A 14,349-nucleotide genomic window follows, 5' to 3' on the forward strand; every position below is an offset into this window, starting at 1 on the left:
AAATTCCTAACTTGCACCCATGAAATTGAATGCTTCGTTTTTCTTCTACGTTTTCTGTATCCTATTCGTAGGTTGTGCAAGAATCGGAACGCCAAGCGGTGGAACGCGAGATGTTGATCCGCCGGTATTTTTGGGCTCGTTCCCCGACACGCTTTCGACCAATGTAGACCCTAATATCAAAGAGATTACCCTTGATTTTGACGAATATATTGTGCTACGAGATTATAGCAAAAACAGCGTAATTTCACCTCCATTCGAACGCAATCCTATTGTATCTCCTCAAGGTACGGCAAACAAGAAAATCACCATCAAACTGCAAGAACCTTTGAAGCCCAATACCACCTATAATTTCAACTTTGGCGATGCGGTGCGAGACAATAACGAGGGCAATATTCTATCCAACTTTTCGTATGTTTTCTCGACAGGAAATTACATCGATTCGTTGCAATTGAGTGGTAGAGTAAAAGATTCTTACCAAAGAAAACAGCCAGAGAAAATTTTGGTCGGATTGTATAAGTGGGATGAGCATTACAACGATAGCCTCATCATACAGAAAAAACCTTATTACATCACGCGAGCAGATGCAGACGGAAATTATACCCTGAAATATTTGGCAGAGGGAGATTATCGATTGATGGCTTTTGCGGATGATGTAGAAAACAATCAGTTTGATTTCGGAAAGGAAAAAATTGCCTTTCATACCCAAAAAGTGAATCTGAATAAGCATGAAAAGATCAATTTGACACTTTTCTCACAAAAACCGAATTATCGAGCAGTAAGGGCAGAGCAGAAGGGTTACGGACAGCTTTTGATCAAAACAGAAGGTTTGCAAGATTCGATCAAAATCACTCCAATTGCAAAGAATTATCGCACAGCGCTCATCGAGCAATTTCCCAATCAAGACTCGATTGTCTTTTGGTTCAATCCAAAAATAGACACCCTGTCGAACCGAAACCAACGTCTGAAATTTGAGTTGGATAATCAGGGTCATAAAAATGAGTTGACCGCCTTGTACAGCGAGCCAAAAGAAGAATTCGTCTTCAAAGTTACCACCAATGTAGGCACTACAGTGGCACCAAATCAGCCTGTGAAATTGATAGGGAATGCACCGATTGTTTCTTGGAACAAAGCAGATATCGAATTGTTTCGAGATTCGATTCAAATACCATTCGAGGTGAGAAAAAATCCGAAAAACCGCAACGAATTGTTCATTGATTTCGAAAAAGATTACGATCAACATTTCGAGATTAATTTATATCCAAAAGCCATTCAGAACATTTTCAGCTTACCGCATGACACCATCGTGTACAAGTTTGCGACAGGCAAATCGATGGATTTTGGCAACCTGAAACTCACGATTGCCAATTTGCCAACAAAGCCGTTTATATTGCAATTCCTCAAAAGAGATAAAGATCAGCTTGTAGAAGAGTTCTATGGCAATCAGTCGGTTTTTGAGTTCAAAAATCTAGAAGCAACCGAATATTATTTCAGACTTTTGGTTGATGAAAACGAAAACGGCAAGTGGGATAGTGGCGATGTACTAAAGGGAATTCAGCCAGAGTCGGCTTATATATACCCCAGCCTCATCAATATTCGCAAAATGTGGGATGCCGATGAAACTTGGATTTTGGGCGAATCGAAAGAAGAAGAAACTAAAGAGCCTATTCGCCGCAACATTCCTAACCCACGGGAGGGGCGAGGTATACAAACGGACTAGCCGGAATGTTGCGCAACATGGCATAAAGCGCTAAAAAAATGATAAAATAGCCCGCATATCGGGGCGAAATATGAAACGAATTCAATAGTCTTTGATTTCCGAGAATCCACGATTCTATGATCATGTAATAAAGATAGAGTCCGCCTGCAACGACAAACGGAACCAAAACATTGTGTCGTAATGCCGTAAGAAATTGCCCATGCAACAAAAAATGCAAAGCTCGTTGTCCGCCACAGCCCGGACACCACAGTCCGGTCAGTTGATGAAAGAGACATGGCAAAGCAAACGGACTATGATCGTGGTAAAAATCATGAAAGAAAATGAAAAAAGCAATGGGCAAACACGCTGCCAACGCATAAACCAGAATCCGTTTCATCAGCTTGGGGCTCATCATTCAACATCGTATCCTTGTTGTTGCAAATACTCTAAATATCTTTCAGAAAACACATTTACATCACTTGTAGCGATGGCATAGATTGAAAAAATCAAACCTAAAATACCTAAGCCCAAAGCGACATAAGAAAGTATTTTGGCGTTTTTGGCAGCTTTTTCAGCACCCAAATAGTCGCCTGCATCGTATTTAGTATTGACTTGGGTTGCCATCACAATCGCAACAACGCCAGCTATAAAACCAGGAAAACAAAAAGGTGAACACAATCCGACAACCGTGCCAACAATCGCAAGCAATAAATTGTTCTTCGGTTTTGCAGATTGATTTTCCCAGTCGAAAGAAGAATTTCCGAATTGGTTTTGTGGTTGAAAAGGTGTTTGATGATCCATAAAGCACGTTTTTTGTGTTATTAAAAATAGCTTAATTATTTAGCATTTCCCCTCTGATTACTGAAACAATTTTTGATAAATCTCTTCCACTTTCGACACCCGGATAATACGTATTTGATGATCAGAATCCCTCAATTTGTTGTATTTAGACACAAAAATTGCATCAAAACCTAGTTTTTCTGCCTCGGACACGCGTTGTTCTATTCGGTTTACAGCCCGTATTTCTCCGCTCAAACCCACTTCGCCCGCAAAACAACAATTATCGGGCACCGTAATATCTTCATTAGAAGATAAAATAGCGGCAATGATCGCCAAATCTATCGCCGGATCATCTACTCGTATGCCGCCGGTGATGTTGAGAAAAACATCTTTTTGATTTAAACGAAATCCGGCACGTTTTTCCAAAACAGCCAACAGCATATTCAAGCGTTTCAGGTCAAAACCTGTTGCCGAGCGTTGTGGCGTTCCGTACACCGCGGTGCTTACCAAAGCCTGAATTTCGATCAACATGGGACGCACACCCTCCAAGGTTGCCGCAACGGCGTTTCCGCTCAAGGCTTCGTCTTTTTTTGTTATTAAAACCTCCGACGGATTCACCACTTCGCGTAATCCACTGCCTTGCATTTCGTAAATTCCGATTTCGGCAGTAGAACCAAATCGATTTTTATTGGCCCTCAAAATGCGGTAGATGTGATTGCGATCTCCCTCGAACTGCAAAACCACGTCTACCATGTGTTCCAAAATTTTGGGTCCAGCAATCACTCCTTCTTTGGTAATATGACCGATGAGAATCACAGGCGTATTGGTTTCTTTGGCATATTGTATCAGCTCTGAAGTGGTTTCTCTGATTTGTGAAATAGTGCCCGCAGACGAATCGATAAGCGAAGTTTGAAGCGTTTGCACAGAATCTACAATAATCATCTGTGGCTGAATCTCTTTTGCGTGGGCAAATATTTTCTGAGTATTGGTTTCGGGTAGAACATAACATTGGTTCGATTCTATCCCGATGCGTTCTGCACGCAGTTTTACCTGATTCACACTTTCTTCTCCCGACACGTATAAAATTTTGATGGTATCAAGTTTCAATGCGACTTGCAACATTAGCGTAGATTTTCCGACGCCGGGTTCACCACCGACCAAAATCACCGAGCCTGGCACAACGCCACCGCCCAAAACGCGATCGAGTTCCATGTTTTTGGTACTGATTCGGGTTTCGCCTAACGGACTCACCTCGCGTATGTTGAGTGCTTTGGTAGGAGTTTTGATCGTTGGATTTTTCCACAGTTTGTTGGATTCGCCCTTGTCGATTACCTCTTCGACAATGGTGTTCCATTCGCCACAATTTTTACATTGTCCCATCCATTGAGCGTATTGTGTGCCGCAATGCTGGCAGAGGTATGTTGTTTTGATTTTTGCCATGCAAAAGATTTTAGTCAAAAATACAACAAATCGAACGTTAATAAATCGTGGAGAATAGATTTATGAAAAGATAAAAATATTAGCCCAAAAATTATAAATTTGGTAAAAAAGTAACGTGTGATGAAGAACAACAATCGTAAGCAAGACGCACTCCATTACCACTCAATGGGTAAACCAGGTAAAATTGCAGTAGTGCCAACCAAACCAACCAATACCCAAAGAGATTTGTCTTTGGCCTATTCGCCAGGCGTGGCAGAGCCGTGTTTGGAAATCGAAAAAAATCCTGAAAATGCGTACCAATACACTGCCAAAGGTAATTTGGTGGCAGTAATCAGCAACGGAACAGCCGTTTTGGGATTGGGTGATATTGGAGCACAAGCCTCGAAACCCGTGATGGAAGGTAAAGGTTTGCTGTTCAAAATATTTGCCGATATCGATGTGTTTGATATTGAATTGGACACCAAAAACGTAGAAGAATTTATCCAAATTGTAAAAGTAATGCAACCCACATTTGGCGGGGTGAATTTGGAAGATATAAAAGCTCCTGAATGTTTCGAAATCGAAAGAAGATTGAAAGAAGAGTTGGACATCCCTGTCATGCACGACGATCAACATGGTACCGCGATTATCTCGGGCGCGGCTTTGATCAATGCTTGCGAATTGCAAGGAAAACGTCTCGATGAGGTAATGGTTGTGGTGAATGGAGCAGGAGCAGCCGCAATTTCGTGCACGGCGATGTACGAATCGTTGGGCGTAAAACGAGAAAATATTGTGATGTTGGATAGCAAAGGCGTCATCAGAAAAGATAATTCAAACCTACCCGAAAGCAAGGCAACTTATGCGACTTCTAGAGACCTCTACACCTTGGAAGATGCCATAAAAGATGCCGACGTTTTTATTGGGTTATCAGCTGCCGATGTGCTTTCACCCGAAATGCTGTTGACGATGGCCGACAAACCAATTGTTTTTGCCATGGCAAATCCGAATCCCGAAATTTCGTACGATTTGGCGACGGCAACTCGCCAAGATGTGGTCATGGCAACTGGGCGTTCAGACTATCCCAATCAGGTGAACAATGTATTGGGCTTTCCGTATATTTTCAGAGGAGCATTGGATGTGCGAGCTACCACCATCAACGAAGAAATGAAAATTGCTGCGGTATACGCTATTGCAGAATTGGCAAAACAATCGGTACCCGAAGAAGTGAGCAGAGCCTACAACAACAATTTATTGAAATTTGGTAAAGAATACATCATACCAAAACCAAATGACCCACGATTGCTTACAGAGGTATCTTCTGCTGTTGCAAAAGCTGCTATGGAAACAGGCGTTGCCAAATCGAATATCGAAGATTGGGCTGCTTACAAAACGCAACTCGTCAAACGATTGGGTAAAGACAATCCGATTTTGCGCAATCTGACTGCCACAGCAAAATCTAACCCGAAAAAAGTGGTGTTTGTTGATGGAGATCGATACGAAATTTTGCGTGCTGCCCAAATTGTAAAAGAAGAAGGCATTGCCGAACCCATTATTTTGGGGCGAATAGAAAAAGTAAAGAAAATCATCAACGATTATTTACTCGAACTGGACGATGTCGAAATCATCGATCCGTATTTGGAGCAAGAAAGTGAGCAGTACCAAAAATATGCACAATTCTTATACGAGAAGCGCCAACGCAAAGGCGTTACCTTGCACGACGCCCGAAAACTGTTGAAAGATCGAAATTATTTTGCAGCCTGCATGGTAGAGTTTGGCGAAGCAGATACGCTGATTTCGGGTATGACGAGAAATTATTCGGCTTCAATACGCCCAGCGTTAGAAATAATTGGTGCAAGAGACCACGCAAAAGTGTCGAGTATGTATATGATGTTGACCGATCGTGGGGCTATTTTTATGGGCGATACAACGGTAAATGTGAATCCGAACGCACAAGAGTTGGTCGATATTGCCTTACAACTCAACGAGTCGATCAGAAAATTGAACATCACGCCAAGAATTGCGATGTTGTCGTATTCTAATTTTGGATCGAATGGTGGCGAAACTCCGACCAAAGTGCAAGAGGCGGTGCGTATTTTACACGAGCAACATCCCGAAGTGATTATCGATGGCGATATTCAGGCGAATTTTGCGGTGAATAAAGAAAAAATGCAGGCAAATTTCCCGTTTTGTAAACTCAAAGAGCATACGGTCAATACCTTGGTTTTTCCGAATTTAGAATCGGCAAATATGTCGTATAAGTTGTTGCAAGAGTTAGGAAATATCGAGGCTGTTGGGCCAATTTTGTTGGGAATGAAAAAACCTATACATCTCTTGCAGCTAGACAGTAGCGTGCGCGAAATTGTAAACATGGTCACCATTGCAGTGATCGATGCTCAAACGAGATAATTAAGGCATATTTCGGAGGAAATCGGTTGGTCGAAAACTGGTTTCTTCTCGAAATGCTAATGAAAAACTTTGTCTTGTCTTGAACCCTGCTCGTTTGGCTAAGGCTTCTATTGTCAAACTTCTTAAATGTTTTTCTTGTTCTCGCTAAATCGAATCAAGTCATTAAAAAATGGCTGTGAATAATAAAATATTCTTTTTATATCTGTTTAAGTTTTATTAGGTAAACATATATTCTGTTAAAATTTTACCGATATGAAAATTTTATATAATTTTAGTTTTTAAATTAACAAAAATTAATATTGATGAAGAAAAACTTACTTACGTTAATACTTGTTGGCATCGGCTCGACAAAACAAATTAAAGGATAAAAATACAGTTAGCTAACTTAGGAGTAAACGGAAAATCCTTAAAAGAGTCGGTATCAAAAATAAAATAGCAAATAATAAGAAAAAAATCTTATTTTTAAGTGCATTTGCACTTTTTGGAACTTTTGCTTTAGCAGGGAATAAAGCAAATGTAGGCTATCAATACGATACTGCACCAGAAGGAAGGTGTTGGATTTTTATATACAATGAAAATGGAGACTTAATTGACGTGACTGTTGTTTGGGCTAGTTCTGAACGTCATTGTGCATTATTAGCCGCACAAGGTGCAAAAGAAGTACTGACAGATTAAAAAAAAACAGGGTTTTATGCAAACCATAAAGCCCATTAAAACAATTGCTTATGAAAAATTTTTATTTTTTTTAATGATAGGTACGCTTGTTAATGCCCAAAATTATCAACTGACGTACGAATTTTCGAACCACATTCCAGTGTTTACTAAAACGAACTATTACACCACTACCCTAAAATATGATGATCAAAACAAAGTCGCGCTTTATACGGTTTATCTAAAAGGTACCAACCAAAAAGGAGGATTAATAGATGATAATAAAATTGTCTTAACCACCCCAAAGATTGATGATTTTCTTGTGTATCAGGATATGAAGTCAAATAAAATGTATCTACAAGATCAGATTGATATTGAAATGATGATATTCGAGGAAGAAATTCCTCAACTAAGCTGGCAATTGAGCGATGAAGAACGAGTGATAAATGATTTTGTGGTGAAAAAAGCGACGACCAGCTTTCGTGGTAGAAACTATACCGCTTGGTACACCTTGGATATCCCGATTACTTATGGGCCTTGGAAACTAAACGGCTTACCGGGTGCAATAGTAGAAGTTACAGAGGATAAAAACAAATACGCTTGGCATTTGAAGAGTTTCAAGAAAGTTGATGAAGAGTTGGAAAATCCAATAGCGAAGACTAAATATAAAAAACTGTCGATAAAAGAATATCCTCAACACAAGTTTGTAGATCCAGCGCGTATTAAAGCCAAATTGAGACAAGTTAACCCAGAGGGAACTTTTCCAGCTTACCAAAGAAGTGATTTAGAATTGAAATTTGAATGGGAATAAAACGCATACTATTCAGTCTGTTTTTGACGACAATATTTTTTTCACTCCAGACGTATGCGCAATCGGTTTTGTATGGAAATGTGGTGGGAGAAGATCATAATCCCATAGAAAATGTAAACGTTTATCACAAACGAAAAGATAAAATATTGGCTACAACTTCTACTACAAAAGATGGCAAATTCGAATTGCACAACGTACAAGAAGAAGATATCATACAGTTCAGCCGTTTGGATTACAAATCCAAAACGATAACAATTCATCAATTAGACGAAATCGAGGTTATTTTAGAAACTTTTGACTTCGACGATGAAATTGTTTTAGAAGAAGTATTGCTGAAAAACAATGTACAAGTTCGCAAAGACACCATCGTTTTCAATGCCGATTTTTTTCGCACAGGAAACGAACAAAATGTAGAAGCTTTATTGAAAAAAATTCCTGGAGTTGACGTAGACTCCGAAGGAAAAATTAAAGTATTGAACAAACTCATAGAACGCCTAATGGTCAACGGTGGAGACATGTTACGAAAAAATTATAAATATCTACTCGAGGGCTGGATGCGACCGTGATAGAAGACGTAGAACTCCACCTCAACGACGAAGAAAATCATTTGCTACCAGGACTCAATGGTGACAAGAAACACGCGATAAATCTAAAGTTGAAAAAAAATTTTGCCAGCAATGTTTTTGGTGAATTAGAGGTGGCATATGCTTATCCAGATCGTTACAAAAGCAATAATTATCTGATGAAATTGTCTGAGAACAATAGCATCAATGCCTTTGTTTTTGCCAACAATATTGGTCGCGACGAAGCCAGAGAGGATTATCGTGGTGGTATTACAAAATATGGGCTGAATAAGATTGCTTATATGCCAATTTAATCGATTGCCTTTTTAGAAACATCTTATCAGTCTTCATTAGATTTCGAGCGAACCAATTTCAATAATCTGCAATTTTTCAACCTAAACGACTTGCTAAAGTTGAGCAAGCGAACCACACTGAAATTGAACGCGCATCAATTGTTAGACAAGAAACGGGTGCGAAATACCCATACATCAGAATATTACCAAGAAGAAGAGCCTGTGCTATTCGAACAAGAAAACACAGCAAAAACAGAGGTCAACAATCTCACCATGGTAGGCGAATTGGACAGCAACCTTGACGAAAGGAAAAAATTGCAAACTTTTAACAGCCTCAGCAAAGGAAATCAAAACACCAAACTGAATCAAGTTTTTAATGGAATCGACAATTTTCAAGGTTTGAACCATAAGAATTTTGTCTTTCAACTCAACGCTATTTTAACAGCAAAATCCAGGCACGACAGTATAGTGCATCAGGTCTATCAATCGACCAGTTACGAAGTTTTCAATCAGCATTTGCATGTGGCAGAATCAAACGACGTCAACCATAAAATTGAGTAACAAAGCATTGAATATGGTGTGGGCTGGGAATCGAGATGGACATAGAAGAGGTGTTGTAATAAAACCCTATTAAATTCTGAAAGATAATGAGTTATTCGTCTAAATTTAGCTTGTAAAATATAATTTATATGAGAAAAACCTTTACAATTTTAGCGGTTTGTCTTTTGCAAACGTTCAAGCGCAACAAGAAGCGCCAGTAGCTATTGGCAAAGTTGAAATCAATACCTTTGGCGCAGGAGTGAGCTACGAATTACCCTTGTCGAGAAAATTTATTTTAGAGACTGCTGCAGGCGTTGGTTTGGGATATGGTGTACACGATAATGGATTCGAAACAGATCTCAGTTTCAGTTCGATAGCGCCCTATATTCGTACAGAGTTGCGTTATAGGTACAATTTGGATAAGCGAACTGAACAAGGCAAAAGCACTGCGCTCAACTCGGGCAATTATCTAGGATTGCAAACCAAATTCAGTTTTGGGAATTCCAATCCAGATGCCAATCAAGTCTTATCTGTCAACTTGCATTGGGGAATACAGCGAAATTTTGGGACAAAATTTGTCTTGAATGCCTTTACGGGTGGAGGTGTGAATTACGACTTCCAGAACAAACAAATGAATGTATTACCAACCGTTGGCTTGCGTTTGGGTTTTAAATCGTTCTAAAAGAAGGTTTATAAAAAAGAAATCGTGACAAAACTTAGATTTTGTCACGATTATTTTGTGTTATTCGTTTGCAGCTAAGCGGTAAATTAGCTCGCTAATACCGATACTACATTGTTGTTCATTTCCAAAACACCCCCTTTGATATCGAACAAAAAAACATGTTCGTCGGCAGGCGAATGATACACTTTTCCCGACTTGTTGTCGAAGTCTTGGAATGTTTTAGAATGCACTTTTATTTTGATCGTTCCTTCGCCCAAAGTGGCAACAATAGGAGCGTGGTTGTTCAGAATCTGAAATTCACCATCCTTTCCTGGTAAGGTTACCGAGTCTACTTCGGCATCAAAGACTACATATTCTGGAGTTACGATTTGTAAACGCATAGTTTTTAATTTTTAAAAAAAGAGTACTTAAGTTATGCAACGTAAGTACTCCAAATATAAAGGATTTATTCAAATCTTATTTAGCTTCAGCTAACATTTTCTCACCAGCCTCGATTGCTTCTTCAATTGTACCACGTAAATTGAAAGCTGCTTCTGGATATTGGTCAACCTCACCATCTAAAATCATGTTGAATCCTTTGATGGTGTCTTTGATATCAACTAATACCCCTGGGATACCAGTAAATTGCTCTGCCACGTGGAATGGTTGAGATAAGAAACGTTGAATACGACGTGCGCGGTGTACCACCAATTTGTCTTCTTCTGATAACTCTTCCATACCCAAGATTGCAATAATATCTTGTAATGCGTTGTAGCGTTGTAAGATTTCTTTTACGCGTTGAGCACATTTGTAGTGTTCCTCGCCAACGATTTCTGGCGTAAGGATACGAGAGGTAGAATCTAACGGGTCTACCGCTGGATAAATCCCCAACGAAGCAATTTTACGAGACAATACCGTAGTTGCATCTAAGTGCGCAAACGTTGTAGCTGGCGCAGGATCTGTTAAGTCATCGGCAGGCACATATACTGCTTGTACCGATGTAATCGATCCGTTTTTTGTAGAGGTAATACGTTCTTGCATAGCCCCCATTTCTGTTGCCAATGTTGGTTGGTAACCTACAGCAGATGGCATACGACCTAGAAGAGCCGATACCTCAGAACCTGCTTGGGTAAAACGGAAGATATTGTCTACGAAGAACAACACGTCGCGTCCTTGCCCTTGCCCGTCACCATCGCGGAAATATTCTGCCAATGTAAGCCCTGTCAAAGCAACACGAGCACGAGCTCCTGGAGGTTCGTTCATCTGACCGAAAACAAACGATGCTTTAGATTCTTTCATCAATTCTTTGTCTACTTTCGACAAATCCCATCCGCCTTCTTCCATAGAATCTGCAAAGTCGTCACCGTATTTTATAATTCCAGATTCGATCATCTCACGAATCAAATCGTTACCTTCACGAGTTCTTTCACCCACACCTGCGAATACCGATAAACCTCCGTGTCCTTTCGCGATATTGTTGATCAACTCCTGAATCAATACAGTTTTACCAACACCAGCACCACCGAACAAACCAATTTTACCTCCTTTTGCGTAAGGTTCAATCAGGTCGATTACTTTGATCCCTGTGAACAAAACTTCGGTAGAAGTCGAAAGGTCTTCGAATTTTGGAGCCGGACGGTGAATTGGCAATCCGTTTTCTTTATCGATATTTCCTAAACCATCGATAGCATCACCCACCACGTTGAATACACGCCCATTGATCGCTTCGCCTATTGGCACCATGATTGGTTTACCAACTGCAATTACCTCTTGCCCGCGTTGTAAGCCGTCTGAACTGTCCATTGCGATACAACGCACGGTATCTTCACCAATGTGTTGCTCAACTTCTAAGATAAGCGTTTCTTTCCCTTCACGAGGAACCTCTAACGCATCGTAAATTTTTGGAAGGTTTTCTACGTTATCAAAAATAACGTCGATTACAGGACCAATTACCTGTGAAATTTTACCTTTTTGTTGATTTGCCATTATCTCGAATGATTTAGTTTTAAATATTTGGGTGCAAAGGTAATGTTTATCAATGGATTTTACAGCACGCTTTTTAAGATTTTTATCATTATATTTTAACAACTCAACTATTCGACTTTTCGAAAGCCTTAATCTTTTGCCAAAAAGGTTTAAACAACTTACATTTGTAAAAACAATAAATTGAAAGTTTTTACCTCTATAGAAGAATGCCAAAACATCCAAAATCCTGTGCTCACTTTGGGCATGTTCGATGGTGTGCACAAAGGGCATCAAAAAATTATACAGCAGTTGAATGCGATTGCTGATGAAGTTGAGGGCGAGAGTGTTTTGCTTTCTTTTCAACCGCATCCGAGGCTGGTTTTGCAGCCCGATTTCGATTTGCAATTGATTACAACCGAACGCGAAAAAGAAGAAATTTTGGAGCGTTACCAATTGCAAAATTTTATACGTCATCCTTTCACCAAGGCGTTTTCGCAACTGAGTTCTCGCGATTTTGTGTTAACCTATCTCATCGGGAAACTCAATATCCATACTTTGGTGATTGGGTACGATCATCATTTTGGGAAGAATCGCGAAGGGAATTTTGAGCAGCTGAGCCAATTGTCACGTGAATTTGGATTTAATTTGATTCGAATCGATGAAATTTGCGAAAACGAAACGCCAATCAGTTCCACTAAAATCCGGCATGCCATCAAAACAGGCGATATCGCGTATGCTCGTCATGCCCTGGGGCATTCTTTTACGCTGTCTGGCGAGGTAATGCACGGCGACAAACTCGGTCGAACGCTTGGTTTTCCGACAGCTAACCTTCGATTGGAACCGCACAAAATCGTGCCGAAAATAGGCGTTTATGCGGTAAATGTTTTTCACAACCAACGTCAATATCTTGGGCTGTTGAGCATTGGCTATCGAGAAACGGTTACCGATTCTAGAGAGCTTCGCCTAGAAGTGCACGTGCTGAATTTTGCGGGTGATTTGTATGGCGAAACGCTAACAGTCGAAATATTGAGCTACCTTCGAGAAGAAAAAAAATTCGGTTCGTTGGACGAGCTGGTAAATGCCATGAATCAAGACAGAGAATTTACCTTGAAAAATTTTTCATAATTGCCAACAATAGACCTCTGAAGTTGCATAGAGCGAAAAAGTCTATTTTTTAGCCAAACGATCTTTTACGTATTCTACCTGCGTTTTGCCATGCGGTTTGGGTTTGCCGTCGGCATCGAGGTTCACCATCGTTATTTTTTCTACCGTGATGATGGTCTGGTGTGTCATTTTGTTTCGTACCTCGCATTTCAGCACCAAAGAAGTACGACCAAACTTCACTACTTCTAACCCAATTTCGATGATGTCACCTTCTTTTGCCGATGCCTGAAAATCGATTTCAGACATAAATTTGGTTACCACATGCGGATTTTCGAGTTGGATGATCGAGTACAACGCCGCCTCTTCGTCTATCCAAGCCAGCAATTTACCGCCGAATAGCGATTTGTTCGGATTCAAATCTTCGGGTTTTACCCATTTTCGTGTATGGAAATTCATCGCCTCAATTCGAAAAATATAGTTGTTGCTTTGCCAGTGTGTTGGCATCTGCTATAAACTTTACCAAATTCACCGCGTGCGCTCCGTCCAATATCGATTGGCGATTTTCGCTCAGTGTTTCACAAATCTCGTTGATTGCATTCGGATGAAAATTCTTCTGCTCGGTCGATATTTTTTCTGAGCAACACACGTTTTTCATATCTGCATAGAGCAACTTGTTCAGGTATTGATCGCCAATTTTCACCGTCCCTTTTTCGGCAATGAGTGTAATGTGACTTTCGAAATTTTTGTTGAAAACCGAGGTCGTATACGTCATGCTTCCGATTGCGCCATCGGCAACAAAATCAAGCTTTCCGCTATCGGCAAACTCGGTTACATCTTGATGATTGAAATTGAATTGCTGCGACTGTTGGCAAACCACCTCATCGAACCAATAATTCATAATGTCTACAAAATGAGAGAATTGGGTAAACAATACACCGCCGTCCATGGTTTCGCTGCCGTGCCATTCGCGTTGTTTGTAATAGTTTTTATTTCGGTTCCAATAGCATTGGATGTTCACCATATAGATTTTTCCCAAAGCGTGTTGGTCGATCAGGTTTTTTACAAATTGTACCACCGGCGAAAAACGCAATTGCATCGAAGAAAATACGCGTCGATTGTAGGTGTTTGATATTTGTAAAATTTGCAAAGCATCGTCTACATTCAGTGCCATCGGTTTTTCGATGAGCACGTGTTTTCCTGCCTTCAGGCAACGAATTGCGTGCTCGGTGTGCAAACCATTTGGCGTCGCAATCACCACCACATCGGTTTGAGTGTCTTGCAAAAGAAACTCTTCCAAGGTATCGTAGCATTTTGCTTGTTCTTCTTCATCTATATCTGGCTTGTGCAAATCTACAATGGCAATCAAATTGGCGTCTTCGGTTTCTTTGATGGCTTCGTAATGCACGCGCCCGATATGTCCAAATCCTAAAATGGAAAAATTTGTCATGTTTGTATTTTAC

15 protein-coding genes are annotated in these 14,349 nt (G+C 40.2%); 8 read left to right on the forward strand and 7 right to left on the reverse strand.

The annotated features are described in order from the left end of the window. The first annotated feature begins 19 nt into the window (after positions 1 to 19). Entirely contained in the window at positions 20 to 1,717 is a 1,698-nt protein-coding gene (locus BN8061_RS03970) for an Ig-like domain-containing domain (protein ID WP_068596698.1), read from the forward strand. Here the strand turns inward: BN8061_RS03970 and BN8061_RS03975 are convergent. Genes BN8061_RS03975 through radA form a run of 3 tightly spaced genes read right to left on the reverse strand, consistent with a single transcriptional unit; the run spans position 1,680 to position 3,916 of the window. Further along, entirely contained in the window at positions 1,680 to 2,093 is a 414-nt protein-coding gene (locus tag BN8061_RS03975) for a DUF2752 domain-containing protein (protein WP_068597921.1), read from the reverse strand. The two genes, BN8061_RS03970 and BN8061_RS03975, sit on opposite strands and share 38 nt — an antisense overlap. Positions 2,094 to 2,107: 14 nt before the next feature. Continuing rightward, the gene (locus BN8061_RS03980) at positions 2,108 to 2,497 is read right to left on the reverse strand and encodes a CD225/dispanin family protein (protein WP_068596700.1); all 390 of its coding nucleotides are present in this window, start codon (positions 2,495 to 2,497) and stop codon (positions 2,108 to 2,110) included. Positions 2,498 to 2,554: 57 nt separating this feature from the next. Beyond that, a complete protein-coding gene (radA, locus tag BN8061_RS03985) occupies positions 2,555 to 3,916 on the reverse strand; it encodes a DNA repair protein RadA (RefSeq protein ID WP_068596702.1) in 1,362 nt (453 codons plus the stop codon). A 120-nt stretch (positions 3,917 to 4,036) separates the two neighbouring features. On the opposite strand from radA, the gene BN8061_RS03990 reads away from it, so the two are divergent. The 6 genes from BN8061_RS03990 (at position 4,037) to BN8061_RS04015 (ending at position 9,841) form a co-directional block, all read left to right on the forward strand. Then, positions 4,037 to 6,301 carry an NADP-dependent malic enzyme gene (locus tag BN8061_RS03990; protein ID WP_068596703.1) on the forward strand — a complete coding sequence of 755 codons (2,265 nt, stop codon included), beginning with the start codon at positions 4,037 to 4,039 and terminating at the stop codon, positions 6,299 to 6,301. 691 nt (positions 6,302 to 6,992) lie between these two features. After that, positions 6,993 to 7,763, forward strand: coding sequence for a GLPGLI family protein (locus BN8061_RS03995; RefSeq protein ID WP_094745849.1), 771 nt, complete (start codon positions 6,993 to 6,995; stop codon positions 7,761 to 7,763). Further along, positions 7,754 to 8,329, forward strand: a complete 576-nt coding sequence (locus BN8061_RS04000; RefSeq protein ID WP_068596707.1) for a peptidase associated/transthyretin-like domain-containing protein — start codon at positions 7,754 to 7,756, stop codon at positions 8,327 to 8,329. The genes BN8061_RS03995 and BN8061_RS04000 overlap by 10 nt, the downstream gene beginning before the upstream one ends. Further along, complete coding sequence (locus tag BN8061_RS04005) at positions 8,326 to 8,640, forward strand: hypothetical protein (protein ID WP_068596709.1); 315 nt, start codon at positions 8,326 to 8,328, stop codon at positions 8,638 to 8,640. The genes BN8061_RS04000 and BN8061_RS04005 overlap by 4 nt, the downstream gene beginning before the upstream one ends. Before the next feature lie 99 nt (positions 8,641 to 8,739). Continuing rightward, positions 8,740 to 9,180, forward strand: a complete 441-nt coding sequence (locus tag BN8061_RS04010) for a hypothetical protein (protein ID WP_068596711.1) — start codon at positions 8,740 to 8,742, stop codon at positions 9,178 to 9,180. Positions 9,181 to 9,337: 157 nt separating this feature from the next. Continuing rightward, the gene (locus BN8061_RS04015) at positions 9,338 to 9,841 is read left to right on the forward strand and encodes a hypothetical protein (protein WP_068596713.1); all 504 of its coding nucleotides are present in this window, start codon (positions 9,338 to 9,340) and stop codon (positions 9,839 to 9,841) included. An 86-nt stretch (positions 9,842 to 9,927) separates the two neighbouring features. Here BN8061_RS04015 and BN8061_RS04020 read toward each other — a convergent pair whose 3' ends face one another. After that, on the reverse strand, positions 9,928 to 10,221 hold the full coding sequence (locus tag BN8061_RS04020; RefSeq protein ID WP_068596715.1) for a F0F1 ATP synthase subunit delta/epsilon: 294 nt from the start codon (positions 10,219 to 10,221) through the stop codon (positions 9,928 to 9,930). A 76-nt stretch (positions 10,222 to 10,297) separates the two neighbouring features. Continuing rightward, positions 10,298 to 11,806, reverse strand: coding sequence for a F0F1 ATP synthase subunit beta (gene atpD, locus BN8061_RS04025; protein ID WP_068596717.1), 1,509 nt, complete (start codon positions 11,804 to 11,806; stop codon positions 10,298 to 10,300). A 180-nt stretch (positions 11,807 to 11,986) separates the two neighbouring features. Here atpD and BN8061_RS04030 point away from each other — a divergent pair, with 180 nt between their 5' ends. Further along, complete coding sequence (locus BN8061_RS04030) at positions 11,987 to 12,910, forward strand: bifunctional riboflavin kinase/FAD synthetase (protein WP_068596719.1); 924 nt, start codon at positions 11,987 to 11,989, stop codon at positions 12,908 to 12,910. Positions 12,911 to 12,952: 42 nt separating this feature from the next. On the opposite strand, the gene BN8061_RS04035 is transcribed toward BN8061_RS04030, so the two are convergent. Both BN8061_RS04035 and BN8061_RS04040 read right to left on the reverse strand, forming a co-directional pair. Beyond that, complete coding sequence (locus BN8061_RS04035) at positions 12,953 to 13,345, reverse strand: acyl-CoA thioesterase (RefSeq protein WP_068597923.1); 393 nt, start codon at positions 13,343 to 13,345, stop codon at positions 12,953 to 12,955. Between the two features lie 4 nt (positions 13,346 to 13,349). Beyond that, positions 13,350 to 14,336 (reverse strand): Gfo/Idh/MocA family protein, encoded by a 987-nt coding sequence (locus BN8061_RS04040; RefSeq protein WP_068596721.1) that lies wholly within the window; start codon positions 14,334 to 14,336, stop codon positions 13,350 to 13,352. Between the last annotated feature and the right edge of the window lie 13 nt (positions 14,337 to 14,349).

This window comes from Vaginella massiliensis (assembly GCF_900089075.1).
In the GTDB taxonomy this organism is placed as follows: Bacteria; Bacteroidota; Bacteroidia; order Flavobacteriales; family Weeksellaceae; genus Weeksella; species Weeksella massiliensis_A.

Excerpts from the sequence above, each read along its gene's own strand:
- BN8061_RS04035 (WP_068597923.1), bottom strand. The coding sequence starts at position 13,345 with ATGAATTTCCATACACGAAAATGGGTAAAACCCGAAGATTTGAATCCG.
- radA (WP_068596702.1), bottom strand. The coding sequence starts at position 3,916 with ATGGCAAAAATCAAAACAACATACCTCTGCCAGCATTGCGGCACACAA.
- atpD (WP_068596717.1), bottom strand. The coding sequence starts at position 11,806 with ATGGCAAATCAACAAAAAGGTAAAATTTCACAGGTAATTGGTCCTGTA.
- BN8061_RS03995 (WP_094745849.1), top strand. The coding sequence starts at position 6,993 with ATGCAAACCATAAAGCCCATTAAAACAATTGCTTATGAAAAATTTTTA.
- BN8061_RS03980 (WP_068596700.1), bottom strand. The coding sequence starts at position 2,497 with ATGGATCATCAAACACCTTTTCAACCACAAAACCAATTCGGAAATTCT.
- BN8061_RS03970 (WP_068596698.1), top strand. The coding sequence starts at position 20 with ATGAAATTGAATGCTTCGTTTTTCTTCTACGTTTTCTGTATCCTATTC.
- BN8061_RS04040 (WP_068596721.1), bottom strand. The coding sequence starts at position 14,336 with ATGACAAATTTTTCCATTTTAGGATTTGGACATATCGGGCGCGTGCAT.
- BN8061_RS03990 (WP_068596703.1), top strand. The coding sequence starts at position 4,037 with ATGAAGAACAACAATCGTAAGCAAGACGCACTCCATTACCACTCAATG.
- BN8061_RS03975 (WP_068597921.1), bottom strand. The coding sequence starts at position 2,093 with ATGAAACGGATTCTGGTTTATGCGTTGGCAGCGTGTTTGCCCATTGCT.
- BN8061_RS04000 (WP_068596707.1), top strand. The coding sequence starts at position 7,754 with ATGGGAATAAAACGCATACTATTCAGTCTGTTTTTGACGACAATATTT.
- BN8061_RS04020 (WP_068596715.1), bottom strand. The coding sequence starts at position 10,221 with ATGCGTTTACAAATCGTAACTCCAGAATATGTAGTCTTTGATGCCGAA.